Consider the following 23743-nt stretch of genomic DNA (forward strand, 5'->3'; position numbering starts at 1 on the left):
CGCTGCGAGGCGTGGTACCGGTAGTGCGGCGGCGCGGTGAAATACGCCGACATATTTCGACGAACTGGAAGCACGGCACCAGGTCGACGGCGCGGATTGTCGCGGAGACGGCCCGCGCCGAAGCGCGGGCCGCAGCTCACCTCGATCGGCCTCAGCAGCTGCCGAAACGGTCCGGACTCGCACCCGGACCGCCGCGCGGACCCGGCGGATTCTCCCAGTTGGTGCCCGGGCCGCCGGCCGGACCCGGCGGATTGTCGTCGCGGTCCCGCCAGCAGCGTCCGCGCTGATCCCAGAAGCCGTAGCGCGGATGGTAGTAGCCGTAGCGCGCGTTGAAGTAGTAGCCGTCGTCGCGCAGCGCGAAGCGGATACGGTCCTTGCCGCGGCGGTAGTAGCGATGATCCGGCGACGCGCCCGGACCGCCGCGCCAGCCCGGCGGATTTTCCCAGTTGGTGCCGGGGCCGCCGCGCGGGCCAGGCGGATTGTCGTCGCGGTCGCGCGGGTAGTCGCGCGCGTCGCTCGCGCCTGCGAAGGCGAGGGTGGCGAAGCACATCACAAGCAGTCGGGGCAGTTTCAGATTCATGACGAACTCCTCTGTGCATATGTGGACAGACATGGCACGCAAGGAGGGTGTCACCGCGATCGTGAACCGCGGTCGTACGGTGGCGAAGTCGCGGCGGCCTCTGCGGCATTCGCTTGGAATAAATAATATTTACATTTCTATATGTATTTTTGTTTGTTGCGATGATCCGCGAACGGCGGCATTCGTCCGAAACGATGGTCGCGGCCGGATGCCGGATTCGGTGCGGGGTCGAGGAGACGGTCGTTCGACCAAAGAACTGGCCGGGCGATGGTGCAAAGGCGAGTTGCGCCCCCATGTGCACGGTTTCCGCGCCTGGCCGCGCCCGTCTGTCTTCCGAGGTCTCCATGATTCCCCTGTCCCTGCTCGAACTCGGCCGTGTCCGCGAGGGTTTCGACCGGCGCGCCGCGCTCGACGACGCGCGCACGCTCGCGCGTCACGCCGAGGCGGCCGGCTACCGCCGCATCTGGGTCGCCGAACATCACAACATGCCGACCGTGACCACGGCGGCGACGTCGCTGGTCGTCGCGCACATCGCCGCGGGTACGCGGACGATTCGCGTCGGCGCCGGCGGCATCATGCTGCCGAACCACGCGCCGTACATCATCGCCGAACAGTTCGGCACGCTCGAAACCCTGTTCCCGGGGCGTATCGATCTCGGCCTCGGCCGCGCGCCCGGCACAGATCCGTTAACGTTGCGCGCGCTGCGTCGCGAGCGCAACGCGGCCGACACGTTCGCGCAGGACGTGCTCGAGCTGCAGGCGTTCCTCGGCCCCGTGCGACCGGGCCAGCGCATCGAAGCGGTGCCGGGCTCCGATACGAACGTGCCGCTGTGGATCCTGGGCTCGAGCCTGTACGGCGCGCAGCTCGCGGCCGAGCTCGGCCTGCCTTATGCGTTCGCCGCGCACTTCGCGCCGCAGGCGCTCGACGCGGCGCTGGCGCTCTACCGCGAGCGCTTCAAGCCCTCGGCGCAGCTCGCGCAGCCCCATGCGCTCGTCTGCGCGAACGTCATCGCCGCGCCGACCGATGACGAAGCGCGCTTCCTCGCGACATCGCAGCAGCTTTCGTTCATTGATCACGTGCGTCAGACCCGCCGCCTGACGCAGCCGCCCGTCGCCAACATCGCCCACTACGGATCGCCGGAAGAAATGGCGCTCGCGGCGCAGATGCTCGCGTGCAGCGTCGTCGGCGGCCCGGATGCGGTGCGCGCCGGCGTCGGCGCGCTCGTCGCGCGCACCGGCGCCGACGAGCTCATGGTGGTATCGGACGTCTACGACACGGCGTTGCGCATCCGGTCGGTCGAACTGATCGCCGAGGCGCTCGGCTGATCTCGCGCCGGACGTCGCGCGCGATGATGCCGAGGCCCGGCGGGCGGCGTCGGCGCACGGGATGGATGGTGCTTGCGGTCCATCCGCGGATCGTCTCTGGTAGATCGGCGACGAAACCGTGCGCCGAAGGCCTCGTACCGGCCGATGCGAGCGCAAGCGGCGTGTCGAGGCGCGCGTACGATCGTCATTCGCGGCCGGACGAGATCGCTGCCGGCGGGGGATCCGACGCGCTTGCGGCAGCGCCGAACACGGCCAGCGCCGCGCGGACGGTGTTGGCATTCAGGCGCGCGAGCGTGCTCGGATTTTGATAGCCGCCGGCGACGACGAAGACGATCGGACACTGCCGCCGGCGGGCGAGCTCGAACACGCGCCGATCGCGTTCGATGAGGTTCTGCGTGCTGAGGCCCGCGCGGCCCTTGGGGTCGTCCTGGTGGCAGTCCACGCCGGCCTGATAGAGGATGACGTCGGGCGCGATGTCGACGACGCGTTGCTCGATGTCGTCGAGTGCGCGATGGTACGGAAGAAAACCGTCCCGCCGCACGTCGACGGGATAGGCCAGCGACCGTTCGCTTCCGTGGCAGCCGAAGCGGGTGCCGAATATCGAGGCCGCGAACAGATTCGGCAGCTGCATCGTGAACTCCTCGGTGCCGTTGCCGCCGTGCTCGTCGCAATCGATGACGAAGATGCGTTTTTCCGGCAGACGGTGCGCGACGAGGGCGAGCCCGTTGATCGCGCAGAAGCCGCTGCCGCGCGCGCGTACCGCGTGATGAAATCCTCGCGCGAGATTCATCGCGATGCCCGTCGTGAGCGCGTGAGCCACCGCATCGAGCTGTCCGCCGAGCATGGCGAGGACCGCGTCGCGCACGCCGGGGCTCCAGGGAATGCCCTGACTGGACGCGAGAGGTTCCTCTCCGGCCAGGAAGTGATCGAGGTAGGTGTCGTCATGGAGGCCGCGCAGCGCCCGATCGTCGATCGGCCGCGGCGCATGCAGATCGATCGCGGGCCATTGGCGAAGGTCGTCGGCGAGAATGGCGAGCCGCGAAAACAACGGGGAGTCGCCCGGCGCGTAGGCCTCGGAATAACAGACGCGCAGCCGGTTCATGGGGCCGTTTCCCGCATCCACTGCCACGCGCGATCGCGCAGTTGGTCGATGGTCGTCGTCAGCGGCGAAAACAGGTTTGCCCGAACTTGCGCCTGGAGCTGGTTGCCGAACGCGCGTGCGCGCGCCGACGGCGAGATGGCGAGGGTGGTCAGGCGCATGAAACGCACTTCCGCCAGCGCGTCTGCCGGCAGCAGCAGACCGCGCCGCAGTGGCCGCAGCGGCACGGGGTCCGGCATGTGGCGAAGCGCGCAAAGGCTGCCTGGCGGAACGGTGACGCCGAAAAGATTGAATGCGCCGACGGAGATCGCCGAATGGCTTTCGCCGAGGCCGATTTTCTCGACGAGGATCGGGCGGTGCGTCGAATCGACGATCACGTTGACCGAGCCGCGGCGCCGGATGCGGCCGTGCGCGATCTCCAGGAAAAACTCTCCGCTTCCGAGCAGCTGCCGATTTCGGGCTTTTGAATCATGCCAGGCAGGTCGGGTGCCGGCTCGGGCGTGCCTGACAGCGCGTGCACCATCAGGCGAAGGAAGATCGTGCTTTCTTCGTATTCGAGTTGCGCGGCGATGGCCGAAAAGCTGTCGGCCAGCGCGCGCAGCCGCGTACGCACCGGGTGATTCGCCGGCTCGACAGGGTCGGCACCGGGCGACAGCAGGTAGCGCCAGCCGCTTGCGTGGGCGTCGACGAGCGACTGTCCGAGCGACTCGGTGTCGGCGAGCGGCCAGTCGGCGAAAACGCGCAAGTCGTCGGCATGCACCGGATCGCGGGGGCGGTTGATGATGCGCGAAAGAAAGCGCGTCGCTTGCGCAAACCCGCAGCCGCGGCGTTCGGTCTGGTGGTTGAAATGCTCGTCCAGCATTTCGGTCAGCGTGTCGCACAGCGCGAAACCGGCTTTGGCGAATGCCGTTGGTAGCTCGTGGTGCATGCCGGTTTCCGTATGCGACAGCGCGTCGGCCAGCGCGATTGCGCCGGCCGGTCGAGCGGTACGCCTGCCGCGTCGTTATGAAAAATCGACGCTTTTTTCGAACGAGCGCAGATCGTGCCGCGCCATGGCCAGGTTGGCCTTGGCGCGATCGAGCACCACGTAGAGGAACAGCTTCTGATTCGATTCGAGAGGGCGCAGCAGATGATACTGCTTCGTCAGGCTGATCAGGATGTCTTCGATCGTGTCGTTGAGTTTGAGGCTGTTGGCGACTTTGCGCTTGGAGCGGATGACTTCCGAATTGCCCGCGGCGGCCAATTCCAGATTGAAGCTGCCGCCGTCTCCGGCGAGGAGCATTCCGCTCTCTCCGTCGACCAGCGCGGATGCGATGTAGCCGTCGATGTTGCGCAGGGGGTCCAGACTGATTTTTGCCATGAGCGTTTGATCCTGGTGAAGTACTTGCGACGGAGCGAAACCGTTCGGAGAACGGCGAGAGAACAAAGCGAGCGCCTGACCGGCAGGGCAAGCGCGCAACGACCGTTCGGGGACGATCGGGTGTCAGCCGCGCCGCGCGCCGCGATCGCACGGTCGCCTCCGGCTTGCTGACGCAACGCCTGTCACTGCCCCCGGATTCTTCCGACGATCGAACGGGAACGCCGCTCGACCGTTGAACCGGTCGGTTATGCCGGCCGCAGCTTAGGAAGCGAGTACGGCGGCGAACATAGGGGAGTTCCTGACGGGAATTGCGAATAAATCCGCGGAGGCGAGGCTTTTCGCCAAATTCCGCGGCGGCGTTACATTGTTTTGCGAACCCGTTCCAACGATGATGGCGCCGGTTCGGGTTCCATCGCCGGGGGCGGATTCTTTGAGTGCGTCGCGCAAGCAGGACCGGACGCTGCTGATCATTCTCGCGAGCGAACTTGCGTCGGTGGGGTTGACCACGACGCTGACGTCGCGTCATCACCTGCACGTGGTTGCGGTCGCGTCCTCGCTCGAACAAGGCCGGTCCGCGCTGCGGAAGTACGCACCCGAAATCGTCATCGTCGGACCCGAGTGGGTATTTTCCGTCCGCCAGTACCTCGACGAGATCGGCCTGGCCTCGCGCATCGTGGTCTTCGGCGCGCAGAGCCACCTGGGCGCCCGAGCCGACGCGGTCGCGGCGGTCGCTTGCGGGTATCTGAGCTACCTCATGCGCAGTGTCGACTACCTGCCGCAGATCGATATCGTCTCCGAATGCCCCGTACCCACCCTTGAGGCCGGCCAGGCGCCCTGCGTCTACTGCGCGCTTCGCAAATCGCTCAAGCCGCCCGAACTCAACTTGACCGCGCGCGAGCTTCAGATCTTCATCGCGATCGGCACCGGATTTCGCCCCGTCGACATTGCGACCGACCTTCGGATCAGCGTGAAGACCGTCGAAGCGCACCGCGAGCGCATCAAGTCGAAACTGAAACTGGCGACCGCACGCGAATTCAACGAGGCCGCCGCGGACTGGTGCCGCGGCGGATCGTCGTGAACCGCGGAGGATGACGGCGCGGGTACGCGGGGCGCGCGCCGGAACTCGCTCGATCCCGACGGCGTATACCGCACCGGTATCGCAGGGATTGCCGTCGGGGCGCGGCACGCCGCGCAGGTCGGTCCCCCGTGCGAGGCGAAGCGGCATCGTGTCCGAAACACGCGGTAGCGCTTATTGCGACGGGTCGGCGACGGCATTCGGGGTGTGGCGCTCGAACACGTCGATCAGTGCCTCGAACGTGGCGACGGCGGCGGCACACGCCCGATCGGAGAGGTGGTCCGCATCGCCCAGCTCCGCATCCAGCGTGGCTCGGAACTCGCGCCACAGCGTCCCCGTGCGTTCTCCCCATCCCACGAAGTAGCGCGCGCCATGGCTCGGGCCCAGGCCGTGCTGGCCGGAAACGGCGCGGGCGACCACGAGCCCGCCGAGGGCGGACGCTTCCAGCACATACATCGACCCCAGCGCCGCGGCCGGACCGTCGAGGGACAACCCGAGTGAAGTTGCCCCGCTTTCGTGGACACGTGTCCTCTTGAGAAACGGAGTCTGGCCTGCGGACAGACCAAGTGTGCTGAAGGCCCGTTCATACGCCTGCTCCATTCGGCAGGCATGCTGTGCGACGACGGTGGCGAGGGAGCCATCTCAGCATTGGATGCTTATGGTTCGCCGCCGCACGGGTGCCCGTGCATTGAAGGTATGGAAGACCGTGATGCGGGCGGCATTGGGATGGGTGGATACGGCGTCTGCTGCAGGGAAGCGGGTGCGTGCAGCAGCATCGAAGACCGCGATCAAAGCACAGGCGGCAGGCACCAAGGGTGCCGTCCACCATGCCCAATCTTCGCGATCCGAGTCGAACGGAGTTGAACATCCGGAGCGAAAGTCAAAAGGTGCTCCGGATGCTCTGGCTCCCGGATCCGTGGTGGCTCGCCGCTTCCGCAGCGCCCACGGCGCCCGCACATACCGGCTCTACGTACCGAATACGCCCTCGGTGGCGGGTACTCGGCCGCCTCTGATCGTCATGTTGCACGGTTGCGCCCAGGACGCGGAACGATTCGCCACGATCACCCGCATGATGGACCGAGGTGAAGCTGACGGGTGCTGGGTGCTCTTTCCGGAGCAATCGGCGCGGGCGAATCGAACCCGTTGCTGGAACTGGTTCGAGCCGGAGCATCAGCGGCGTGGCGAAGGCGAGCCTGCGATTCTGGCCGGGATGGTCCGGAGCATCGTGCGACGGCACCATCTGGATGCTCGACGGGTGTACGTGGCGGGGCTATCCGCGGGAGGGGCTATGGCCGTGATTTTGGCGCGCACGTATCCCGATCTGTTCGCAGGCGTGGGTGTATGTGCCGGGATGCCCTACGCCGCGGCGCGAACGCCGACCACCGCACTGATGGCAATGCGTGGAGGCCACCGTTTGGCCATCGATGCCGAGGAGGCCGCTGGCGTGGCGGCTGGTTGTGTAAGAACCATCGTCTTTCAGGGCGATTGCGACCGCACGGTTGTGCCGCGAAACGCCGATACCATTGTGGCAGCGGCACTCAGCGCGTTCGGACCGACCACGACGGAGGACGACGTGGGATCGAGTGGTGGCCGTGCGTTCCGTCGGGTCCGTCACCGCACAGATGAGGGCATCGTCGCCGTGGAGCGCTGGACCATCCATGGTGCCGGGCACGGATGGATCGGTGGTGCACCGGCCGCATATTCGGATCCTCTCGGTCCGGACGCTGCGCGCGCGCTGCTGCAATTCTTTCTGAGTTCGCCAGAACATGCCACTGCTCTGCCTGGAGCCGGTAGCAGTGAGAGGCCCGGCTGTATTTAGCCGACTGGCTTATTCACGTTGGATAATTGGCCGTACGCCTGGGCCCGCACCTCGCCGAATAAGGGTCTTGTCTATAGGCATGTCGCGCTTCGTTCGGGGAACTCGTCGCGCGTTCACCTTCTGTATGCCGGTCGGGTCGATCAGAAAAGCTGCAAGAAAATCGATATATACCGTTCCATCAGGAATCAGTGAGCCAGTCGTGTGGCGTCAACGGAGCGCACGCCCAGGGTTTCATTGGCCAGCAAAACGGCGGTGTCGAATCCCCGCTGATCTGGGACCTGGCCTTGCAACGTCACAAAACCATGGAGGGATGACACATCGATAGCGCAGGTATTGACGGACCGGGAAAACGATAACGTCGATCGAAGGGCGGAAACGATCTGGTCATCAGACTGTTCCTGTGCGCCCAATCGCCCGACCCTGCGAGCCTCCATGTCGATCCGACGCCGTTCTGTGCGTGGCGGCCAGTCGATGACATCCAATTGATTGGTCACGTGAACAACGCCGTAAGTATCCAGGATGATCGTGCGTGCGTACTCTTTCTGGATGGCGGTGGGGACCAGCCCGTAGACAGTGACAACGCCATCGGTGCTGAAAATCTGGATGTCAGCGGCATCGATTTTTGAGTTCCAGGCGAGGCGCGACAAGACAGCCGCAGCCATGGCATTGTCGTTCGCAACGACATCACAGCGAATCGTTGGCACGACCCCGGCGGCAGTCGATGGTGACGCCGGTGCCGGAGAGGGCGCTGGTGCGGGCGCGGCCGAGATCAAGAGCATCGTCAGCCCTGTCAGAACAGTCATTTCAATCTCCACGGGGCGCGTGCGCAATTGCCGCAGGCTCGCTTGACGGTGGTTCGGCCGATAGTGCCGAGCCAGGGATCGATCTGCGCGCTATTTTCTGGTTTTCAAGAGGGTAATAATTGACAGTGGGTATTTTCTCTGATTTATAAATGCGCATGGGAATTAACGCTGAGGTAACAATCCAAAGCGCATAGTCCCAACACGACCTGCCGGATCTGCATCATGCGGATCCCACCAGCGACACCAGCCATCCTCGATCCCGCAATTCGCCCTTTCTCGCTTCCTGATTACTTGCGAGAACCAGTGCTTCATGCCCTGACAAAACTCTCGGCCGTTCGACATTGGGCAGGGCATGCCAAGGACGGCGTACAGGAGCAGTCCATGCGCAGAAAAATCAACAACCGTGGGAACCGTCCGGAAATTCTGGTCTCTCGCGGGGATTCTGGAGTTCCGGACTTCCAATCCCCTTCAAAGCAAGATCTGGATACGCTCGACGCCGCGGCACGAGCACACGTCGAACCCTGGACCCGGCCAAGAGCGATCTTCATCGGCGTAGGACAAGGCGCGCCGGCGGCCCCTCGCTATCCGGGCCTTGTTGGAACGAGCATCAATGCGATCAGGTCGTTGTTTCGACGCGTGATGGAATCTTTCTTCGGCCCCAGCGTACAGCGCTAGCGCCTCGCCCTGTGCTGCTTCGAATGCAATCACCAGTGCCGGGCCCCCGGCAATTTGTACCGGACCTCGTCGCCAAGGATGACGGGTCAGCAGCACCCCATGAACATGCAGCGAACAACCCGAACACTCCGAGCGACCCGAGCCGCGACAACAAGGGCGACGGCAAGGGGGGGACAAGGCGAAACAATCTGACGGGCCGGCGCAGCCACAGAGCAGGCCGCGCAAGCTCCCGTAAGCGTTTGCACGGATGGAAAACAGCCGGCGCCCATGCGCCGGTTTCCCGTTGAACTGACCTTGTGTGTTTCATCAGTATGGCCTGAGGCTGCCAGTTGCCTTCCTGGATTCCGTCGTCTCTTCTGCGGTCCGGATTTCCTTGCATACATCGTCCCGGGTGCAACACCTTCAGGACTCAACATCCATCAAAGGGATTCCATGAACAGCAGTCGGAAACCAAAACAAGATGATCGGTACGCGGCGAAGTCAGCGGACATGTCTTCCACACGAAACGGCGTGGTGGAGGCAGGCGAGGCGTTGACAACTCAAGCTCGCGACTCGGGTTCTCTGGCCACCATTCACCGATCAACGGGGATCCTTGTCGGCGACGCATCCGAACCCGGCGTGCCCGATGAAAATACGCAGGACGTTGCCTTCACCATCGTCGATGATCCCAAAAATGAATCGGTATACAAGGGCGCAGGAAGCTACGCTGCGACTCGAGCGGAAACTGCGGTCCGTGCCGTGGAGGAGGCCTTTCCACTACTTCATTTCGATTTGCGGTTCGAGAAAAATCTCACCGCACTGCATGTGCGCACACGAGTCCATTCTTCGGTAGAGAATGACTTGTTCCTGGCCGTGCTATTGAAGGCACTCACATCCACGGCCACCCGACTGGCTCCGATGAAGTCATGACGTTTGGGTGCTCCTCGGTCTGGCACTTCGCAGCCAACCATCGCCCCTGAGGCAGCCGCGATGAACCAAAGCAAGAAATACTCCTGCGTCGAAGCTGAGAACGCCTTCACGTCGGAGGGGGGACTCTTGCCCGAGAAGCCACGTTCCCGGAGTCCTTTCCTGGAAGGCACCGCGAGATCCTCGTCTGGAGTGGGCTTCGCCGATGGGACGGCGCTGCCGAAGTCGGATGAATGGTCGCTTCGGCGATCGATCGCTTTTGACGGCCGCTGCTATCGATACAACGGCTATCGCTACGAGCTGCTGGCTGATGCGATAGCGTATGTCGCTCTGACGCGCGCACGCCCATCTCTGCTCATACGACAGATTCGAGGACGCTATCGCGTATGCAGTCCCGACGAGACAGCGCTGTGAATAGTTCTGGTTCAAGAGGATTTCCGTGCCGCCGCCGGTGCATGAGGTGATACGAGACAACCGACCTGGTGCATCGTGTTGACGACACTCACTCGGGATGGGGCAGCGGTCATGGGTTCTGACGTCGAGGTGCCGCTCCGTCAGGCTCAAAATGTGGTGCGCGTTGACGCCTGCTGCAGGATGCTCACCGATGTCAGTCGCTGAATGGTCGGTCGTTGTCGGTACGTTGATGATCGTCATGGTGCTCGTCGGCACGCTGCTGGGCCGTCTGCCGCTCAGCAGCGCAATGGTCTACCTTGCGATGGGGTGCCTGCTCGGACCGTTGGGCGTCAACGTCCTGCGTCCCGACCCGATCTCGAACTCGATCTTTCTGGAGCGGATTGCAGAGGTCGCGCTGCTCATCTCATTGTTTGCGATGGGACTACAACTCGGTCTGCCGCTGCGGGACCGGCGGTGGCGACTGCCGTTGCGGCTGGCGGTCATCTCGATGACGGTGATGGTCGCGATGATTGCACTGGTGGGTGTATGGCTACTTGACCTGCCTCTGGGCGGTGCCGTTCTGCTTGGGGCTATTCTTGCTCCAACCGATCCGGTACTCGCCGCCGACATTCAGTCCGATCTCGATGCAAAGCGCGATCGCGTGGGTTTTAGTCTCGCCGGCGAGGGCGGTCTCAACGATGGAGCTGCCTTCCCGTTCGTCATGTTGGGCCTTGGTCTGCTCGGTCTGCACGAATTAGGGCCAAGTGCGATGCGGTGGTGGAGCGTCGATCTCGTGTGGGCCACCATCGGCGGAGCGGCAATCGGCGGCGGCTTGGGTGCGGCGACGGGATGGCTCGTCGTGTATTTGCGAACACGTCATGACGAGGCTGTAGGCCTCGATGAATTTCTTGCGCTGGGCCTCGTTGGTCTGGCCTATGGCGCAGCCCATTTGAGCCATGCTTCCGGATTCCTTGCCGTGTTCGCAGCGGGTCTTGCGTTGCGGCGTGTGCGCGAGCAACCCCTGCTGAGGACGCCGCCTCTGCCCATGGCCGACCAAGTAGATGGCCATGACTATGCAAAGCTCGCCACGCATCCCAGCCATGCCAGCGCCACGATGCGCGACTCGGTACTTGGCTTCAATGAACAGTTGGAAAAATTTTCAGAGCTGGCTCTGGTACTTCTCGTCGGTGCGATGCTGGCATTTGCCAAGCCGCTGCCGGAGAACCTGTGGTTCGTACCGTTGGTGCTGCTCGTCCTTCGACCGCTGTCCACCCTCGCGGCAACGACGGGGGAGTTGCTCAATCCGCCGCAGCGCGCATTGATCGGATGGTTTGGGATTCGCGGAGTCGGTTCGATCTTTTACCTGCTGCTGGCGTTGCGGCATGGCGTGGCTGGCGATACCGCCGAGACGATCGTATCCCTGACATTGTGGACCGTGGCCGGGTCAATCGTCATACACGGTCTGACGGCGCAACCGTTGATGCACCAGTATCACGCGTGGCGAGAGCGCAATGTGATCAGGTCGTGATCGATCCGGCAATGGCGGTGGTGCGTGACTCACCCGGGCGGCCGGCAGGGACTCTGTGTGCCATCAACGGAATGCGGGAGCCCAGGCGACATCGCCTACGCTAGGCCTGTCTGGTCTTCGGCACGATGGTGATTTCCCCGTTGGTCTCCAGCACGCCCAGCGCCACGTCCTCGACCGAGCTCAGGCCCGCCTTGCGCACCGCTTCCTCCAGATCGGAGGGCGGCAGGTTGTTCGCCCGCAGGGCCCGCTGCAACACAGTGCCCTCACGCACCAACAGGACCGGCTCGCCTTCCAGGAGGCGGTCCACCGTTTTGCTGCGGGCGCTCAGGAATCCCAGCGCCATGTTGAGGGCGATGAGGGTGGCTGCGACGATCGGGGCGCCCAATACGGACTCGTCTCCGCCCGTCATTGCGCCCTGGGTGGATTCACCAATCAGGATTACCACCACCAGGTCAAACGGGGTGAACTCGCCGACGGTGCGCTTGCCCGACAGCCGAACGAGAAACAGGATGCAGACGTAGACAATGGCGCCCCGCGCCATGAACTCCCACCAGGGCAGGGACAGCGAAAACATGGCAGGGTCTCCTCAGGAAGGCGAGGCGGTGCTGCGCGCCAGCAGGGGCCAGAGGAGGGCCCCGACCTGGTGCACCCCACACCCGAAGACCCGGCACTGGTCCATCGCCACACAGCGAATGCGCCCTTGAAGAAGTCCGTTGCAAACCACGCAGGACGTTGTTGAACCTCCCGCGACCTTCCGTGGTGGCGGGATCCGGTGACGCTGGCGGGACGGTCCGTGTCCCGTGAGAACGACGTCAGGCGATCCGCGTTCCGTCGAGGCGATGCCAGGCATCTCGAACCGCGGGTTCAGCACGATCCCAGCCGAGGCCCGACTCGCCGGCACGCTCGTGCCAGTCCGCAGCCAGCTGTGGGGAAATCTCATCCCACTGTCGATCGCGGTACCGTGCCCGGCTCTCCCAGCCGTAGCGATAGGCCGGCTCGTAGTCGGTGTAGGGCGATTCCGGGCTCACGTACGGCCGGCTGGTGTAGTGGGCTTCCCAATAAGTGGTTTCGGCGGTGGGATCGATGGCTTCAGCCACGCCTTTGCCGGCGAGGCCGCCGACCACTGCACCCACCGCGGCGCCGACGAGCGTGCCGACAGGACCAGCGACAGTGCCGACCGCGGCACCCGCGGCTGCACCACCGACTGCGGCACCGACACCGGTGCCCACGGGGTGCGCACCGGTCGCACCGCTCAGCGGATCGAGATGGAGATCGTTCGAAGCGGGCTTTTCGACAGCCATGGTGTTCTCCTGGTTGGAGAGCAGAGGGAGCAACCGGCGTGCCAAGGCTGGTGGGGTCGAGCACAAACGACGGAAACCCTTGTGCCATCACACGCCGCAACGTTCGGCTTGGTCGGGCGTGCGGGTGTTTCTTCGCGCAGAACGCCTGCCCGCGAAAACCTCAGCTGCGGAATGCACGATCAATGTCCTGCAATATTAACTTATGCACAGGTGTATTAAAGTGCATTGAGGTTGCGCGGCGGGGTATGCCAGGCGATGCGCCTCGCCATGTTCACAGGCAGAGAATGGCGATCGCGAACATATTCAATGCCAACCACCACGCGATCACGACCGGCAATGGGGGCCTTCGGGAAATTTGCTGACTTGCTCATTGCTCCATCCTGTCAAGAGATGGAGTCTCCGGGGAAGCCGGGGCGGTTCAGGCGCGCCAACTCGTCGCGCTCGGTGCTCGTCAGGCCGTCAACGATGCCTGCGTCGGCATTGGCTTGCGGCACCCAGTTCGAGATCGACCGGGCCGCACGTTGAACTCTCGCGACAACTGCGCCGGCGTGCGCCCCACGCACACCAGTTCGATGATCTGCTGACGAAATGCCGCCGGGTACGGCGGGCGGGTCTTGGACATGGCGAACTCCGTTTTTCAAGAGGATACGTGTTCACGAAAGCGGGGCAACTTCAATGTCCTGCATCATGGCCCACCCATATTGATGCAACGTACATTATTGATCAAAAAATAATACCGTCTTTTTTCCGACAGGGCCGACAGGGCCCCGGTCATGCGTTCGGCTGCCCCCTTCGATTTGTATGGAAAAGCGCACCATACGGCGTAGACTCCAAGCGTTCCTTGCGAACAGCTACGGGAACATCCTTCGTGGAAGACACGTTCAGCCCGCGGATTGCCGCCACGCTGGTCCATCGCACTGGTGAGGGCACGTCTGCGCATGAAGTTGCCGATATCGTCGTTGCGCTGTGCCAGGACACGGAACGGGCACTGACACCCATCATCGGGCCGGTCGGTGTCGGCGCGCTCTATCAGCACAGCCTGCACCTGGCAAAAGTGGCCTACCCCTGGATCGACATCATCCCAACGCGACCCGCAACGGCCGCCGACTTTTCCGTTTTCCACACGTTGCTCGCGCAACAAACCGCAGAGACCGCCTTGGCCGGAGGCAAGGAGGTCCTGGAGGCATTTTTCCGGCTGCTTGTCAGCCTGATCGGCTTTTCACTTTCGGAACAGTTGCTCGCGGCGGTGTGGACCGACCCCGCCCCGGACACCTCCGCACAGGACGTCGTCCCATGAACCACACAGTCACCATCCAGCGCCTCGCCACGGGCGTCCCCGGCTTGGACGAGGTTCTCGGCGGCGGGTTGCCTGAGTTTTCGTTCAACCTCATCGCCGGCGTGCCCGGCTGTGGCAAGACGACGCTGGCGCACCAGATGATGTTTGCCATGGCCACGCCCGAACGGCCGGCCATCTACTTCACCGTGCTCGGCGAACCCCCGCTGAAAATGTTGCGGTATCAGCAACAGTTCACATACTTCGATAGCGCAGCCGTCAACAGTTCAGTCCGCTTCGTCAACCTGGCGCAAGACACGCTCACGGGCGACCTCAATGCGGTCCTGCAGCGCATCGTCACGGAAGTTCAAGCGCACAACTCGGCCTTTGTGTTCGTGGATTCGTTCCGCTCGGTGGTGCTGGCGAGTGCGATCGAAGGCGCACCCCACCAAGCCCTTCAGCAGTTCGTGCAGCAGCTGGGCGTGCTCATGACCAGTTGGGAGGCCACCACGTTTTTGATCGGCGAATACTTTGCGGACTCGGACGCCAATCCAGTCTTCACCGTGGCCGACGGGTTGATCTGGCTGCGCCAGAACGTGGAGCGCAACTCCATGGTTCGCAAAATGGAAATAGCCAAAATGCGCGGACAACCCTCGTTGCCCGGACTGCATACGTTCCGCATCACATCGGCCGGCATTCAAGTCTTCGCGCCGGCGCGCGCCATCGTGACCGGTGACGATCACTCCGGTTCCTCCGCTCTGGAGTCCCGCCTCGGCATGGGTGTGCCCCGTCTGGACGAGATGCTCGGCGGCGGCTTGCCACGGGGCTACTCGCTGCTCGTGGCGGGCCCCTCCGGCTCCGGTAAGAGCGTCCTGGCCGCGGCGTTCCTGGCAGAAGGCGCACGGTGCGGAGAAGCAGGCGTGATTGCCACGTTCGAGCGCCGGCCCAATCCGTTTTACAACCGGGCGCTTGCGGATTTGATCCACAGCGATCGCGTGGGTCTGGTCGATCCCCAGGCCCCGGATCTGTCCATCGACGAGATCGTGCGTTTGCTGCTCGATGAGGTCCACCGCTTGAAAGCCACACGGGTGGTCATCGATTCCTTGTCGGGCTTCGAACTTGCCGTGGCACCGACGTTCCGCGCCGACTTCCGTGAATCGCTCGCGCGCTTGGTCACCGCGCTGGCACGTGTGGGCGTCACGGTGCTGATGACCTCGGAGCTGGAGGATCGATACACCGACCTTCGTTTCAGTCCCTACGGTACCGCGTTTCTGACCGACGCAATCATCGTGCAGCGGTATATCGAGGTGCAGAGCGAACTGCGGCGCGTCATGGCGGTGGTGAAGGTGCGGGGAAGTGCTCATTCGCACGAGCTACGGGAGTTCACCATTTCGACGGACGGCATTGCGATTGCCGAACCGTTGCCGGACTACGTCGGCTTGTTGGGCGGCCGGCCCACGACACGCCAGGCACCGGAACGTTCCGAACTGCCAGGGGGGCGAACCCGCTGGCCGACACCCGTGCGGCGTCGCCGCCGTGAACGATCGGCCCCGCCACGACGATCCGGATGCGATCGAAGCGGCATTGGAGCTGGCGTCCGTTCGGCAGGAAACCCGCGTTGCCCGCGCGATGTTGCTCCAGTTGCAACAGGCCGTCGAACAGGCGATGAAGGACGTGGACGGCAATCCCGCCTCGCGTCTGCGCGCCGCCAATCAGCAGTTGATTTGCTCAGCACTGCAGGCGCTCACCGATGCCGACGACTGCAACAAGATCCTGGGAGAAGTCGCCCGCGCCGCCGAACACGATCCGTTGACCGAACTGCCCAACCGCGTGCTGTTTCGGGATCGGCTGGAGCAAGCCATCGCGCACGCCCACCGCCACGGCACCCGCTTGGCCGTGCTGTTTGTGGATCTCAACCGCTTCAAGCAGATCAACGACACCCTCGGTCATGCAATCGGCGATCAGGTGCTGCAGCAGGCTGCGCACACCCTCGCGGGATGCATTCGGGATACCGACACGGTGAGTCGTCACGGCGGCGACGAGTTTCTGATCTTGCTTTCCGAGGTGATGCAAGCGACCGACGCGGTGGCCGTTGCCGACAAGATCACGGCCGTCCTGGGAACCCCCACCCGCATCGGCAACAACGTGCTTCGCCTGACCGCCAGCATCGGGATCAGCCTGTATCCTGATGACGGCCAAGAGGCCGATGTGCTCATCGATCGGGCGGATGCGGCCATGTATCTGGCCAAACGGCATGGCCTCGCACGCTTCGTTTCGCACGGCGCGTTGCAGGCCGGCAAACAGCCCTCGCCGTCGCTTCGACAGCCCCCCAATGAAACAACAATGGTGGTGGCGGTGGAACCCGATCAGCAAGCCACCCGGCTGCGTGAGGCCAATGAGCAGTTGGTTGTGGCCGCCATGGGTGCGCAAGAGCTGCGCGTGGACGCCGAGCAGGCGCAGCAACGGCAAACGCAGTTCCTGACCATACTGGCCCATGAGCTGCGCTCACCGCTGGCTCCGCTTCGCTTGGCGGCGGACCTGATGGAACGTTTGCCCGCGACCGAACTGCCGAAGGTGCATGCCATCATCGAGCGGGAGGTCGTGCACCTCTCCCGGTTGATTGGCGACCTCCTCGACATCGCGCGGATCAACAGCGGCAAGATGCACATCGAACGAGCCAGGGTGGACATGGCCCAGATCGTCGATGCCGCGGTGAACGCATGTCGGCCGGCGATGGACCTGCGGAAGCAGCACTTCGATGTCCGGCTTCCCTCCGGACCCACGAACGTGCAGGGCGACCCCATTCGCTTGGCCCAGATCGTTCGCAATCTGCTCGACAATGCGACCAAGTATACGGGCGACGGTGGACACATCCGTCTGTCCCTCACCGTCTTGGATGACCGCGTCGTATTGACCGTGTCCGACGACGGGATTGGAATCAATCCCGCCTCGTTGAGGGCGATCTTCGATCCCTATATTCAAGAAAACGACGCGGGCGGTTACACCGGCGCGGGCCTGGGCATTGGACTGGCGGTCGTACGGGAACTGGTAGAAGCCCATGAAGGCACCGTCGTCGCCCTCAGTGAGGGTCGAGGCACGGGCAGTCAGTTTGTGGTCTCACTTCCTTTGCGCCGGTGAGTACCGTCATGGCGTGGATGGCACCGTCGTTGTCTCGGGTGGGTACGGGTGGCCGACGCTCTTCCAGAGAGCAGGCCCAGTCATCACATTGGGTCACCCAATGCCCAAACACCCGCCGATGAGGTCGCAGTCCTGACCGAATTGGCGGCGGGGGCGGACAGGACCCATGCGCCGCGAGAACCGGCAGCTGAAGATGGAGCGCGACGACATCCTGGTAAAGGCTACGGCCTGGTTTGCCGTTCATGGCGAGAAGACGCCCACGTCGTCTTCGAACTCGTGATGGCGAACCAGCCTCAGAAACGAAAAAACCCTTGGTTTCCCAAGGGTTTGGTCGGTAAGTGGTGGAGGCGGCGGGAACTGTACCCGGTCGCACGTAACCAACTGAAGGGACGGAGGTTTTTCCACAACTTCCGACTCGATTTTCTCGCAAAAGCGAAACCTCGGGCGGTACCTGGAACGGACCTTAGCGTACTGCCGTAGCATCTCGCATGTGCGCCGGAAAATGACAAGGCTTGCGACTGCCGCTGTAGTTCCAGCGGGGCGGAGACGTCCGCACCGCGGCGCTGACCAACCGGGTCTGGTATTCCACCCGTCTGATGCGGTCGCTCCCCGGCATGCTGTTTGAGTCGGCAACGGCAACAGCAGCTTCTTGAATTTCTCTTGCATGACGCTGGTCCGGATCATTCGAAACGGTCGTCGAACAGCAGGTCGCCGTCGCGCTCGACGGCGCCGACATCGCAACGCGGGCCGCCCGGCCGAGGAAGTCCGCGCTGGTCGGTGCCGGCGCAGCCCGCCGCATTGACGATGACCTGATCGACCGCCGGGCTGCCAGCGCGCAACGCGATCGTCTTCGTCGGCCCGCCGTTGTCGGCCAGTTCGCCGAGGCGCGGGTCGAGCCCGACACGGTCGTTGAGCTCCGCCGATGCGGCAAAGCACGAGGCATCGCCGGCGATGTTGTCCCCGCCGGAACCCAGTTGCGCGTTGCAGTTCTCCAGGATGGACCTTCTGACGACCAGCCCCGCGCCGCCATAGATGCTGTTGCTGCCTTGGGGGGAAAAGTTGTCCTTGAAGGTGAGGCCGGTCAGCGTGCCGTTGCCGGCCCGGATGGCGCCGCCGGGGCCGCGCGCGTAGTTGCCGCTGAAGGTGGACGACTCGACCGTCAGCGCACCCGGGCTGCAGAGCGCGCCGCCCTGGCTGATGTTGTTGCCGAAGGTCTTGTTGTTCGAGAAGGTGCTGTTGCGGATCGTCATCGCATCGCCGCCGTTGAAGACGGCGCCGCAGCCGTCGTCCGACTCGTTGCTGTCGAAGGTGGAGTTGCTGATCGTCGCCGTGCCGGTGACGGTGCGGATCGCGCCGCCGAAATCCGAGGGCGATCGGTCCAGCGCCTGGTTGCCGGAGAACACACAGTTGTCGACGGTGAGGCTGCCCGACACGATGATGGCGTGGCCGAGATTGTCGACGATGGCGCAATCTCTCAATGTCAACGCACCACCGGGTATGTAGATAGCCCCGGCGCCGCCGTGGCGGATCCGCACGCCGCTGATCGTCACCGTCGACGAGAAGTGGTTCTGCAGCAGCGGATTGTCGGGCAGATTGCCTTCGATGGTCAGCTTGTCCGCGCCCGGCCCGACGATGTTGAGGTTCTTCGTGATGTAGAGCGGCGCGTTGGTAATCCCGATGCCGGCCGGCCAAGTGAAATCGAAGTTGATCGTGTCGCCGCTGTGGGCGTCCGCGACCGCCTGGCGCAAGGTGCCCGGGCCGGCGTCGAGACGGCTCGTGACCGTGAGCGTGGCCGCGGACGCCGGCGCATTGACACCGACCGCCAGCAACAGGTCGATCGCCGCAGCGCGGCATCGGGCAGGAAAGGGTTTCATTTCGATTCCTCGTCGTTCGTCCGGGCAGCCGGCACGGCACTCGCGAGCCGGCATAAACGGTTCGAACGACAAATCTGCGCGAACACTGCCATTGGATTTCGAGCGGCGACGTTGACGACCGATTGCTGGCGTATTCGACAGACCAACAGCGCCCACTAAGGGCTGATGGATGGGTTGACCGCAGCGGCAACAGGCCAGGACGAATGACCCGCGGCGTGGTCCGGTACGCCTTGCCGCCCGGACTGCAAGGGGATGCAGAAACAGCCCCCTTTCAAAATAGCAAGGGGATAACGTTTCGTTACCCCTTCGGATCCCGCCCAAGGCGATGGCAGTAAGCTGAGCGTTTAGTCGTTCAAAGGAATGGGCGCCGTTCGCCGGAACAGGTGCTCGTCCACCGGCCGCCATTTCGCAGGGTGCTCCAATGAATCGCGTGTTGCTCGTAATGCTGATGCTCCTGGGGGGCGCCAATGCCCAGGCTGATCTCGTGCCGTCACCGGGGCAGGTAGATTTCGGATACCAGGCCGTCGGCACAACCAGCGAACCGAAGGCGACGACCTTGCGGAACACAGGCAACCAGCTGTTGAGCGTTCTTTCCGTGACGCCGGCCACCGGCGTCTATGCGCGCGTCGGCGGAACGTGTGGTGCGCCACCCTTTACCATCGGTGCGCAGTCAAGCTGCACGCTTGAGCACACGTTCACACCCACCGGCGCAACGACGTTCCCACAGACGCACACCATTACACTGGCCGGGGGCACGACCGTCGCTTTTGGGCTGTATGGACAGGGCGAAGTGGGCTACCTGGAGATGTTGCCGATGTCGCTTTGGTTCTCTTCGATACCCGTAGGTGCTGCCAGCGGCACGCTGCAGGCCACGATGAACAACATTCGGTCGGTCCCGCTGGTGGTAGTACAAATGACCACGACAAGCGTGCCGCCCGGCTCGTTCGTGCGCACGGGCGGAACCTGCCCGGAGCCACCCTTTGAGATCGGAGCGCTCGGCGGCTGCACGGTCCAATTCGCCTTCACGCCCCAAGCGGTCGGGCCTATATCGGGAGATCTGCATATCGTCGCGTCCTCGGGCACCTTCGCGCTGTTTCTCGGCGGCGACGGCTTACCGGAAGTGCCCCTGTTCGCCGACGGATTCGAAGTGATCGCGCCCGCGCGGGCCCAATGAGTTTGGCCTCTGCGGATTCTCAGCCCCGGCAAGAGGGGGCAGGGTTAGGGCGGTGCGCCACCCTAGCGCCGCCGGTCCAGTCACGCAGTTCACCCGCTTGGGCTTTTCGAAGCAGTTCCTTGATGTCGATCGGCATGGACGGCTCCCGTCGCAGCACGGCGTAAGCCGACGATAAGGCAGAACCCATCAAGGCAGCGAGTAGGCGGCCGGTGTCGCGGTCGATGCGGCCCAGGGCGCGCACGATGAACTGGGAGCCGATCCGCGAACGCAGATCGAGGGGAACGAGGAAGCGGACAAACAGCCCGGATGGTCGGGCGTAAACAAGAGGGCTTGGCATAAACAGTACCTAAAACAGTACCTAAACGCCGCGCCAAAATCTCGTTCTGAAACGAAAAAACCCCTTGTAAAACAAGGGGTTTAGTCGTGAAGTGGTGGAGGCGGCGGGAATCGAACCCGCGTCCGAAGGCCCTACGTCCCCGGCTCTACATGCATAGCTCACCGTTCGATCTCGTCCTGCGGCAACACGGTGGGCGAAGCGCACCGAAGGACCAGCCCGATTGGAGTTAGCCGACGGCCGTCAGGCGGCAAACGCCAGCGATCTCATGATAGTGACGGTACATCCACGAGCATGAGCACAAGTGGGTTCCCGGCTTAGGCCTTAAGCGGCCAGTGCGTAGTTGTCGTCGTTGGCAACTAAAAGTTTGCTGCTGGATTAACGAGGAAAGCTGCCCCCTCGGCATGCACCAAGTGATTTCGTAGCCCCCGTCGAAGCCGATCGCCCCCGGGAAACCTTGCATCACCGCGCGAGTATATGGGTTCGGCTCGCGCGTATTCAATGTTGCAGCGACGTTACTACGCGCTCTTGTTGTGCGAGCGCATCACGCGCTGCTTTTCGCGCTGCCAGTCGCGCTGCTTTTCGGTGTCGCGCTTGTCGTGGTCCTGCTTGCCGCGGGCGAGGCCGATTTCGACCTTCACTTTGTTCTTCTTCCAGTACAGCGCCGTCGGCACGACCGTATAGCCCTTGCGTTCGACCGCGCCGATCAGCTTGTCGATCTCTTCGCGGTGCAGCAGCAGCTTGCGCGTGCGGCGGTCTTCGGCCACGACGTGCGTCGAGGCGGAAATCAGGGGCGGTATCGACGCGCCGAACAAGTAGATTTCTCCACCCTTGATCAGCGCGTAGGAGTCGCCGAAGTTGATGCGGCCGGCGCGCAGACTCTTGACCTCCCAGCCCTGCAGCGCGATGCCGGCCTCGAAACGCTCGTCGATGTAGTACTCGTGGCGCGCGCGTTTGTTCAGCGCGATCGTGCCGCCTTCGGAATCGTTCTTTTTGTCTTTGGGCTTGGCCATCTTCGTTACACTTTCGGGTAGGCGTTCCGATCCGGGAACGACAGAGCATAGCAAGTGATCCAGATTCGACGCAGCGCTCTCGTGCGCTACACCCCGACCCAGATGTTCGATCTCGTCAACGATGTGGAGACGTATCCTGCGCGTTTCACCTGGTGCGTCGGCGCGACCGTGCTTGAACGCACCGACGAGGCGCTGACCGCCCGCATGGAGGTGCGCGTCGCCGGATTCACGCAGACGTTCACCACGCGCAACGCGCTCGAACGTCCGCATCGCATGGGCATGAAGCTCGTCGACGGGCCGTTTCGCTCGCTCGAAGGCGACTGGACCTTCACGCCGCTCGGCGATATCGGCAGCAAGATCGCGTTCGCGCTCGATTTCGACTATTCCGGCAAGCTCGTCGGCTCGGTGCTGCAGCTCGGCTTCCAGGGTCTGGCCGATCGCATGGTCGACGAGTTCTGCCGCGAGGCGGCGCGCACATATGGCTGACGTCGCGCCCGAACGCATCCGCGTGGAGGTCGCCTACGTCGAACCCGGGCGGCAGTTTCTGCGCGCCGTCGACGTCGCGGCTGGTGCGACGGTCGCCGAGGCGATCGCCGCGAGCGGCGTGGGCGCCGCGTTTCCGCATCTGGATGTCGCCAATGGCAAGGTCGGCATATTCAGCCGGCCGGCCACGCACGATCGCGTACTGCGCGACGGCGATCGCGTCGAAATCTACCGGCCGCTCGTCGTCGACCCGAAAGCCGCGCGTCGCCGGCGCGCGGAGAAGCCCTAGTGTCCTGTCCGATTAGTTCGCATGAATACTCGCGACGTCTTTGGCCGCGACTCGTCGTTGCACTTCCTCGCCGTACCGCCGGTACGACTCGTCAGTGCGCCTAGATTCGCGGCCAAAGCCGCTCGCGAGTTCTTCAAGCAACTAACCGGACAGGACACTAGCAGGCCGTCGGCAACGGCCTGCGGCTTGTCCGGAAACCGTCAGGCGCCGCCGCGCTTCTTCTTTTCGTCCGGGCGCTTTTCGTCCGGGAACTCGAGGCGGTACTTTTTGGCGTCCTTGATCAGCTGCGGCGAGTCTTCGGGAAAGTAGTCGCCTTCGATGCGCGCGAGCGCGTCGCCTTCGAACGTCAGCGTCAGGCTTTTGGTTTCGATCGTGCGGCCGCGGCGCTGGATCGACGAGACGTAGTCCCAGCGATCGCGTTCGAACGGGCTCGTGATCGACGGCGTGCCGAGCAGCAGCGACACCTGGCGCTTGCTCATGCCCGGCTTGAGCTGGTCGACCGTATCCTTCGACAAGAGGTTGCCCTGCTGGATGTCCACCTTGTAGATGACGCCGCAGCCGCCCGCACAGAGGGCCAGAAGGATTGCGCACAGCGGGCGAAGGAAACGCGTCATCACGGACGATCCGGTCAGTCGTAGAGGCGGCGGATGATACACTACGCGCAGACGTTGGCGGATCACGGCCCGCAAGGCACGAGGCCCAGCTTGCTGATCCCCGAAAACCCGCATGGGCCTTGCGTTGCAGGGCTTGACGCCGCCGCCGCGCGGCATGCCGCGGCGCACGCGGCGTACTCGACGATTTAGCCAATCTTCAGCGAGCCGGACCGCTCGCCGAAGCGAACGGAGGTGTTATGGAATCGCAGGATCTGCGCAAAGTCGGTCTGAAAGTCACGCATCCGCGTGTGCGCATCCTCGGCATCCTCGAAGATGCCGACGGCAAGCACCTCACCGCCGAAGACATCTACCGCGAGCTGCTCGCGCACGAGGACGACATCGGTCTTGCGACCGTCTATCGCGTGCTGACGCAGTTCGAAGCGGCGGGTCTCGTGCTCAAGCACAATTTCGAGGGCGGCCAGGCCGTCTACGAACTCGACCGGGGCAAGCACCACGACCACATGGTCGATATCGAGTCGGGCAAGGTGATCGAATTCACCAGCGAGGAGATCGAGCGGCTGCAGAAGGAAATCGCCGACAAGCACGGCTACGTGATCGAAGAGCACAGCCTCGTGCTTTACGTGCGGCCGAAGCGGAAGCGGTAAGGCTTTGTTCCCCTCGCCCCGGCTTCGCCGGGGGAGGGGTTAG

General features: G+C 63.7%; 25 protein-coding genes, 1 other RNA gene and 2 pseudogenes. 13 read left to right on the forward strand and 15 right to left on the reverse strand.

Annotated features, from left to right (window positions below):
* Positions 1-151: 151 nt before the first annotated feature.
* Positions 152-580, reverse strand: coding sequence for a hypothetical protein (locus tag OD750_RS17730; protein ID WP_263545136.1), 429 nt, complete (start codon positions 578-580; stop codon positions 152-154).
* A gap of 344 nt (positions 581-924) precedes the next feature.
* Here OD750_RS17730 and OD750_RS17735 point away from each other — a divergent pair, with 344 nt between their 5' ends.
* A complete protein-coding gene (locus tag OD750_RS17735; RefSeq protein WP_263545137.1) occupies positions 925-1905 on the forward strand; it encodes an LLM class flavin-dependent oxidoreductase in 981 nt (326 codons plus the stop codon).
* Between the two features lie 184 nt (positions 1906-2089).
* On the opposite strand, the gene OD750_RS17740 is transcribed toward OD750_RS17735, so the two are convergent.
* The 4 genes from OD750_RS17740 to OD750_RS17755 all read right to left on the reverse strand — a co-directional run bounded on the left by OD750_RS17740 (position 2090) and on the right by OD750_RS17755 (position 4364).
* Positions 2090-3007 (reverse strand): arginase family protein, encoded by a 918-nt coding sequence (locus OD750_RS17740; protein ID WP_263545138.1) that lies wholly within the window; start codon positions 3005-3007, stop codon positions 2090-2092.
* Complete coding sequence (locus tag OD750_RS17745) at positions 3004-3381, reverse strand: hypothetical protein (protein ID WP_263545139.1); 378 nt, start codon at positions 3379-3381, stop codon at positions 3004-3006. Before OD750_RS17745 ends, OD750_RS17740 begins: the two co-directional genes overlap by 4 nt.
* Positions 3378-3932 (reverse strand): hypothetical protein, encoded by a 555-nt coding sequence (locus tag OD750_RS17750; RefSeq protein ID WP_263545140.1) that lies wholly within the window; start codon positions 3930-3932, stop codon positions 3378-3380. Before OD750_RS17750 ends, OD750_RS17745 begins: the two co-directional genes overlap by 4 nt.
* A gap of 75 nt (positions 3933-4007) precedes the next feature.
* On the reverse strand, positions 4008-4364 hold the full coding sequence (locus OD750_RS17755; protein WP_263545141.1) for a roadblock/LC7 domain-containing protein: 357 nt from the start codon (positions 4362-4364) through the stop codon (positions 4008-4010).
* Between the two features lie 388 nt (positions 4365-4752).
* Between OD750_RS17755 and OD750_RS17760 the strand changes: the two genes are divergently transcribed.
* The gene (locus tag OD750_RS17760; protein WP_263545142.1) at positions 4753-5442 is read left to right on the forward strand and encodes a response regulator transcription factor; all 690 of its coding nucleotides are present in this window, start codon (positions 4753-4755) and stop codon (positions 5440-5442) included.
* Positions 5443-5613: 171 nt separating this feature from the next.
* On the opposite strand, the gene OD750_RS17765 is transcribed toward OD750_RS17760, so the two are convergent.
* Complete coding sequence (locus tag OD750_RS17765; RefSeq protein ID WP_263545143.1) at positions 5614-6039, reverse strand: biliverdin-producing heme oxygenase; 426 nt, start codon at positions 6037-6039, stop codon at positions 5614-5616.
* Between the two features lie 58 nt (positions 6040-6097).
* Here OD750_RS17765 and OD750_RS17770 point away from each other — a divergent pair, with 58 nt between their 5' ends.
* Positions 6098-7258 (forward strand): extracellular catalytic domain type 1 short-chain-length polyhydroxyalkanoate depolymerase, encoded by a 1161-nt coding sequence (locus OD750_RS17770; RefSeq protein WP_263545144.1) that lies wholly within the window; start codon positions 6098-6100, stop codon positions 7256-7258.
* Between the two features lie 185 nt (positions 7259-7443).
* Here the strand turns inward: OD750_RS17770 and OD750_RS17775 are convergent, their stop codons facing one another.
* Entirely contained in the window at positions 7444-8061 is a 618-nt protein-coding gene (locus tag OD750_RS17775) for a BON domain-containing protein (protein ID WP_263545145.1), read from the reverse strand.
* A 381-nt stretch (positions 8062-8442) separates the two neighbouring features.
* On the opposite strand from OD750_RS17775, the gene OD750_RS17780 reads away from it, so the two are divergent.
* The 3 genes from OD750_RS17780 to OD750_RS17790 all read left to right on the forward strand — a co-directional run bounded on the left by OD750_RS17780 (position 8443) and on the right by OD750_RS17790 (position 11563).
* Positions 8443-8736 carry a hypothetical protein gene (locus OD750_RS17780; protein WP_263545146.1) on the forward strand — a complete coding sequence of 98 codons (294 nt, stop codon included), beginning with the start codon at positions 8443-8445 and terminating at the stop codon, positions 8734-8736.
* Between the two features lie 489 nt (positions 8737-9225).
* A complete protein-coding gene (locus OD750_RS17785; protein WP_263545147.1) occupies positions 9226-9645 on the forward strand; it encodes a hypothetical protein in 420 nt (139 codons plus the stop codon).
* Between the two features lie 601 nt (positions 9646-10246).
* Positions 10247-11563 carry a cation:proton antiporter gene (locus OD750_RS17790; protein ID WP_263545148.1) on the forward strand — a complete coding sequence of 439 codons (1317 nt, stop codon included), beginning with the start codon at positions 10247-10249 and terminating at the stop codon, positions 11561-11563.
* A 100-nt stretch (positions 11564-11663) separates the two neighbouring features.
* Here the strand turns inward: OD750_RS17790 and OD750_RS17795 are convergent, their stop codons facing one another.
* The 4 genes and pseudogenes from OD750_RS17795 to OD750_RS17810 form a co-directional block, all read right to left on the reverse strand.
* On the reverse strand, positions 11664-12137 hold the full coding sequence (locus tag OD750_RS17795) for a DUF421 domain-containing protein (protein WP_263545149.1): 474 nt from the start codon (positions 12135-12137) through the stop codon (positions 11664-11666).
* A gap of 238 nt (positions 12138-12375) precedes the next feature.
* Positions 12376-12864: a glycine zipper domain-containing protein gene (locus OD750_RS17800; RefSeq protein ID WP_263545150.1), complete on the reverse strand. Its 489-nt coding sequence runs from the start codon at positions 12862-12864 to the stop codon at positions 12376-12378.
* Positions 12865-13079: 215 nt separating this feature from the next.
* Positions 13080-13235: a hypothetical protein gene (locus OD750_RS17805; protein ID WP_263545151.1), complete on the reverse strand. Its 156-nt coding sequence runs from the start codon at positions 13233-13235 to the stop codon at positions 13080-13082.
* Between the two features lie 42 nt (positions 13236-13277).
* Positions 13278-13486 (reverse strand): annotated as a pseudogene (locus OD750_RS17810) (IS3-like element ISAav4 family transposase); the annotation flags it as partial.
* Positions 13487-13732: 246 nt separating this feature from the next.
* Here OD750_RS17810 and OD750_RS17815 point away from each other — a divergent pair.
* From OD750_RS17815 to OD750_RS17825, 3 genes and pseudogenes are all read left to right on the forward strand, one after another.
* Positions 13733-14161 carry a hypothetical protein gene (locus OD750_RS17815; RefSeq protein WP_263545152.1) on the forward strand — a complete coding sequence of 143 codons (429 nt, stop codon included), beginning with the start codon at positions 13733-13735 and terminating at the stop codon, positions 14159-14161.
* Positions 14158-15495, forward strand: a pseudogene (locus tag OD750_RS17820) (ATPase domain-containing protein); the annotation flags it as partial. The gene OD750_RS17815 and the pseudogene OD750_RS17820, both read left to right, overlap by 4 nt.
* Positions 15496-15673: 178 nt before the next feature.
* Positions 15674-17275 carry a diguanylate cyclase domain-containing protein gene (locus OD750_RS17825; protein ID WP_263545153.1) on the forward strand — a complete coding sequence of 534 codons (1602 nt, stop codon included), beginning with the start codon at positions 15674-15676 and terminating at the stop codon, positions 17273-17275.
* 680 nt (positions 17276-17955) lie between these two features.
* On the opposite strand, the gene OD750_RS17830 is transcribed toward OD750_RS17825, so the two are convergent.
* On the reverse strand, positions 17956-19149 hold the full coding sequence (locus OD750_RS17830) for a right-handed parallel beta-helix repeat-containing protein (protein ID WP_263545154.1): 1194 nt from the start codon (positions 19147-19149) through the stop codon (positions 17956-17958).
* Between the two features lie 421 nt (positions 19150-19570).
* Between OD750_RS17830 and OD750_RS17835 the strand changes: the two genes are divergently transcribed.
* Positions 19571-20323 (forward strand): choice-of-anchor D domain-containing protein, encoded by a 753-nt coding sequence (locus OD750_RS17835; RefSeq protein ID WP_263545155.1) that lies wholly within the window; start codon positions 19571-19573, stop codon positions 20321-20323.
* A gap of 429 nt (positions 20324-20752) precedes the next feature.
* On the opposite strand, the gene ssrA is transcribed toward OD750_RS17835, so the two are convergent.
* Together ssrA and smpB are read right to left on the reverse strand one after the other, a co-directional pair.
* Positions 20753-21106: a transfer-messenger RNA gene (ssrA, locus tag OD750_RS17840) on the reverse strand.
* A 69-nt stretch (positions 21107-21175) separates the two neighbouring features.
* Positions 21176-21670, reverse strand: a complete 495-nt coding sequence (gene smpB / locus OD750_RS17845; RefSeq protein ID WP_263545156.1) for an SsrA-binding protein SmpB — start codon at positions 21668-21670, stop codon at positions 21176-21178.
* 54 nt (positions 21671-21724) lie between these two features.
* On the opposite strand from smpB, the gene OD750_RS17850 reads away from it, so the two are divergent.
* Together OD750_RS17850 and OD750_RS17855 are read left to right on the forward strand one after the other, a co-directional pair.
* Positions 21725-22156, forward strand: a complete 432-nt coding sequence (locus OD750_RS17850) for a type II toxin-antitoxin system RatA family toxin (protein ID WP_263545157.1) — start codon at positions 21725-21727, stop codon at positions 22154-22156.
* The gene (locus OD750_RS17855; RefSeq protein WP_263545158.1) at positions 22149-22442 is read left to right on the forward strand and encodes an RnfH family protein; all 294 of its coding nucleotides are present in this window, start codon (positions 22149-22151) and stop codon (positions 22440-22442) included. The genes OD750_RS17850 and OD750_RS17855 overlap by 8 nt, the downstream gene beginning before the upstream one ends.
* 200 nt (positions 22443-22642) lie before the next feature.
* Here OD750_RS17855 and OD750_RS17860 read toward each other — a convergent pair whose 3' ends face one another.
* Positions 22643-23056: an outer membrane protein assembly factor BamE gene (locus OD750_RS17860; RefSeq protein WP_263545159.1), complete on the reverse strand. Its 414-nt coding sequence runs from the start codon at positions 23054-23056 to the stop codon at positions 22643-22645.
* Between the two features lie 236 nt (positions 23057-23292).
* Here OD750_RS17860 and fur point away from each other — a divergent pair, with 236 nt between their 5' ends.
* Entirely contained in the window at positions 23293-23700 is a 408-nt protein-coding gene (gene fur / locus OD750_RS17865) for a ferric iron uptake transcriptional regulator (RefSeq protein ID WP_263545160.1), read from the forward strand.
* Positions 23701-23743 lie beyond the last annotated feature (43 nt).

The organism is Tahibacter soli, from assembly GCF_025717065.2.
GTDB classification, from domain to species: domain Bacteria; phylum Pseudomonadota; class Gammaproteobacteria; order Xanthomonadales; family Rhodanobacteraceae; genus Tahibacter; species Tahibacter soli.

Bases quoted from the DNA above. Each gene is read 5' to 3' on its own strand.
- OD750_RS17730 (WP_263545136.1), bottom strand. From the start codon at position 580: ATGAATCTGAAACTGCCCCGACTGCTTGTGATGTGCTTCGCCACCCTC.
- OD750_RS17770 (WP_263545144.1), top strand. From the start codon at position 6,098: ATGGTTCGCCGCCGCACGGGTGCCCGTGCATTGAAGGTATGGAAGACC.
- OD750_RS17750 (WP_263545140.1), bottom strand. From the start codon at position 3,932: ATGCACCACGAGCTACCAACGGCATTCGCCAAAGCCGGTTTCGCGCTG.
- OD750_RS17795 (WP_263545149.1), bottom strand. From the start codon at position 12,137: ATGTTTTCGCTGTCCCTGCCCTGGTGGGAGTTCATGGCGCGGGGCGCC.
- smpB (WP_263545156.1), bottom strand. From the start codon at position 21,670: ATGGCCAAGCCCAAAGACAAAAAGAACGATTCCGAAGGCGGCACGATC.
- OD750_RS17760 (WP_263545142.1), top strand. From the start codon at position 4,753: ATGATGGCGCCGGTTCGGGTTCCATCGCCGGGGGCGGATTCTTTGAGT.
- OD750_RS17855 (WP_263545158.1), top strand. From the start codon at position 22,149: ATGGCTGACGTCGCGCCCGAACGCATCCGCGTGGAGGTCGCCTACGTC.
- OD750_RS17740 (WP_263545138.1), bottom strand. From the start codon at position 3,007: ATGAACCGGCTGCGCGTCTGTTATTCCGAGGCCTACGCGCCGGGCGAC.
- fur (WP_263545160.1), top strand. From the start codon at position 23,293: ATGGAATCGCAGGATCTGCGCAAAGTCGGTCTGAAAGTCACGCATCCG.
- OD750_RS17765 (WP_263545143.1), bottom strand. From the start codon at position 6,039: ATGGAGCAGGCGTATGAACGGGCCTTCAGCACACTTGGTCTGTCCGCA.
- OD750_RS17800 (WP_263545150.1), bottom strand. From the start codon at position 12,864: ATGGCTGTCGAAAAGCCCGCTTCGAACGATCTCCATCTCGATCCGCTG.
- OD750_RS17830 (WP_263545154.1), bottom strand. From the start codon at position 19,149: ATGAAACCCTTTCCTGCCCGATGCCGCGCTGCGGCGATCGACCTGTTG.
- OD750_RS17755 (WP_263545141.1), bottom strand. From the start codon at position 4,364: ATGGCAAAAATCAGTCTGGACCCCCTGCGCAACATCGACGGCTACATC.
- OD750_RS17790 (WP_263545148.1), top strand. From the start codon at position 10,247: ATGTCAGTCGCTGAATGGTCGGTCGTTGTCGGTACGTTGATGATCGTC.
- OD750_RS17780 (WP_263545146.1), top strand. From the start codon at position 8,443: ATGCGCAGAAAAATCAACAACCGTGGGAACCGTCCGGAAATTCTGGTC.
- OD750_RS17835 (WP_263545155.1), top strand. From the start codon at position 19,571: ATGAATCGCGTGTTGCTCGTAATGCTGATGCTCCTGGGGGGCGCCAAT.
- OD750_RS17735 (WP_263545137.1), top strand. From the start codon at position 925: ATGATTCCCCTGTCCCTGCTCGAACTCGGCCGTGTCCGCGAGGGTTTC.
- OD750_RS17860 (WP_263545159.1), bottom strand. From the start codon at position 23,056: ATGACGCGTTTCCTTCGCCCGCTGTGCGCAATCCTTCTGGCCCTCTGT.
- OD750_RS17785 (WP_263545147.1), top strand. From the start codon at position 9,226: ATGTCTTCCACACGAAACGGCGTGGTGGAGGCAGGCGAGGCGTTGACA.
- OD750_RS17775 (WP_263545145.1), bottom strand. From the start codon at position 8,061: ATGACTGTTCTGACAGGGCTGACGATGCTCTTGATCTCGGCCGCGCCC.
- OD750_RS17805 (WP_263545151.1), bottom strand. From the start codon at position 13,235: ATGAGCAAGTCAGCAAATTTCCCGAAGGCCCCCATTGCCGGTCGTGAT.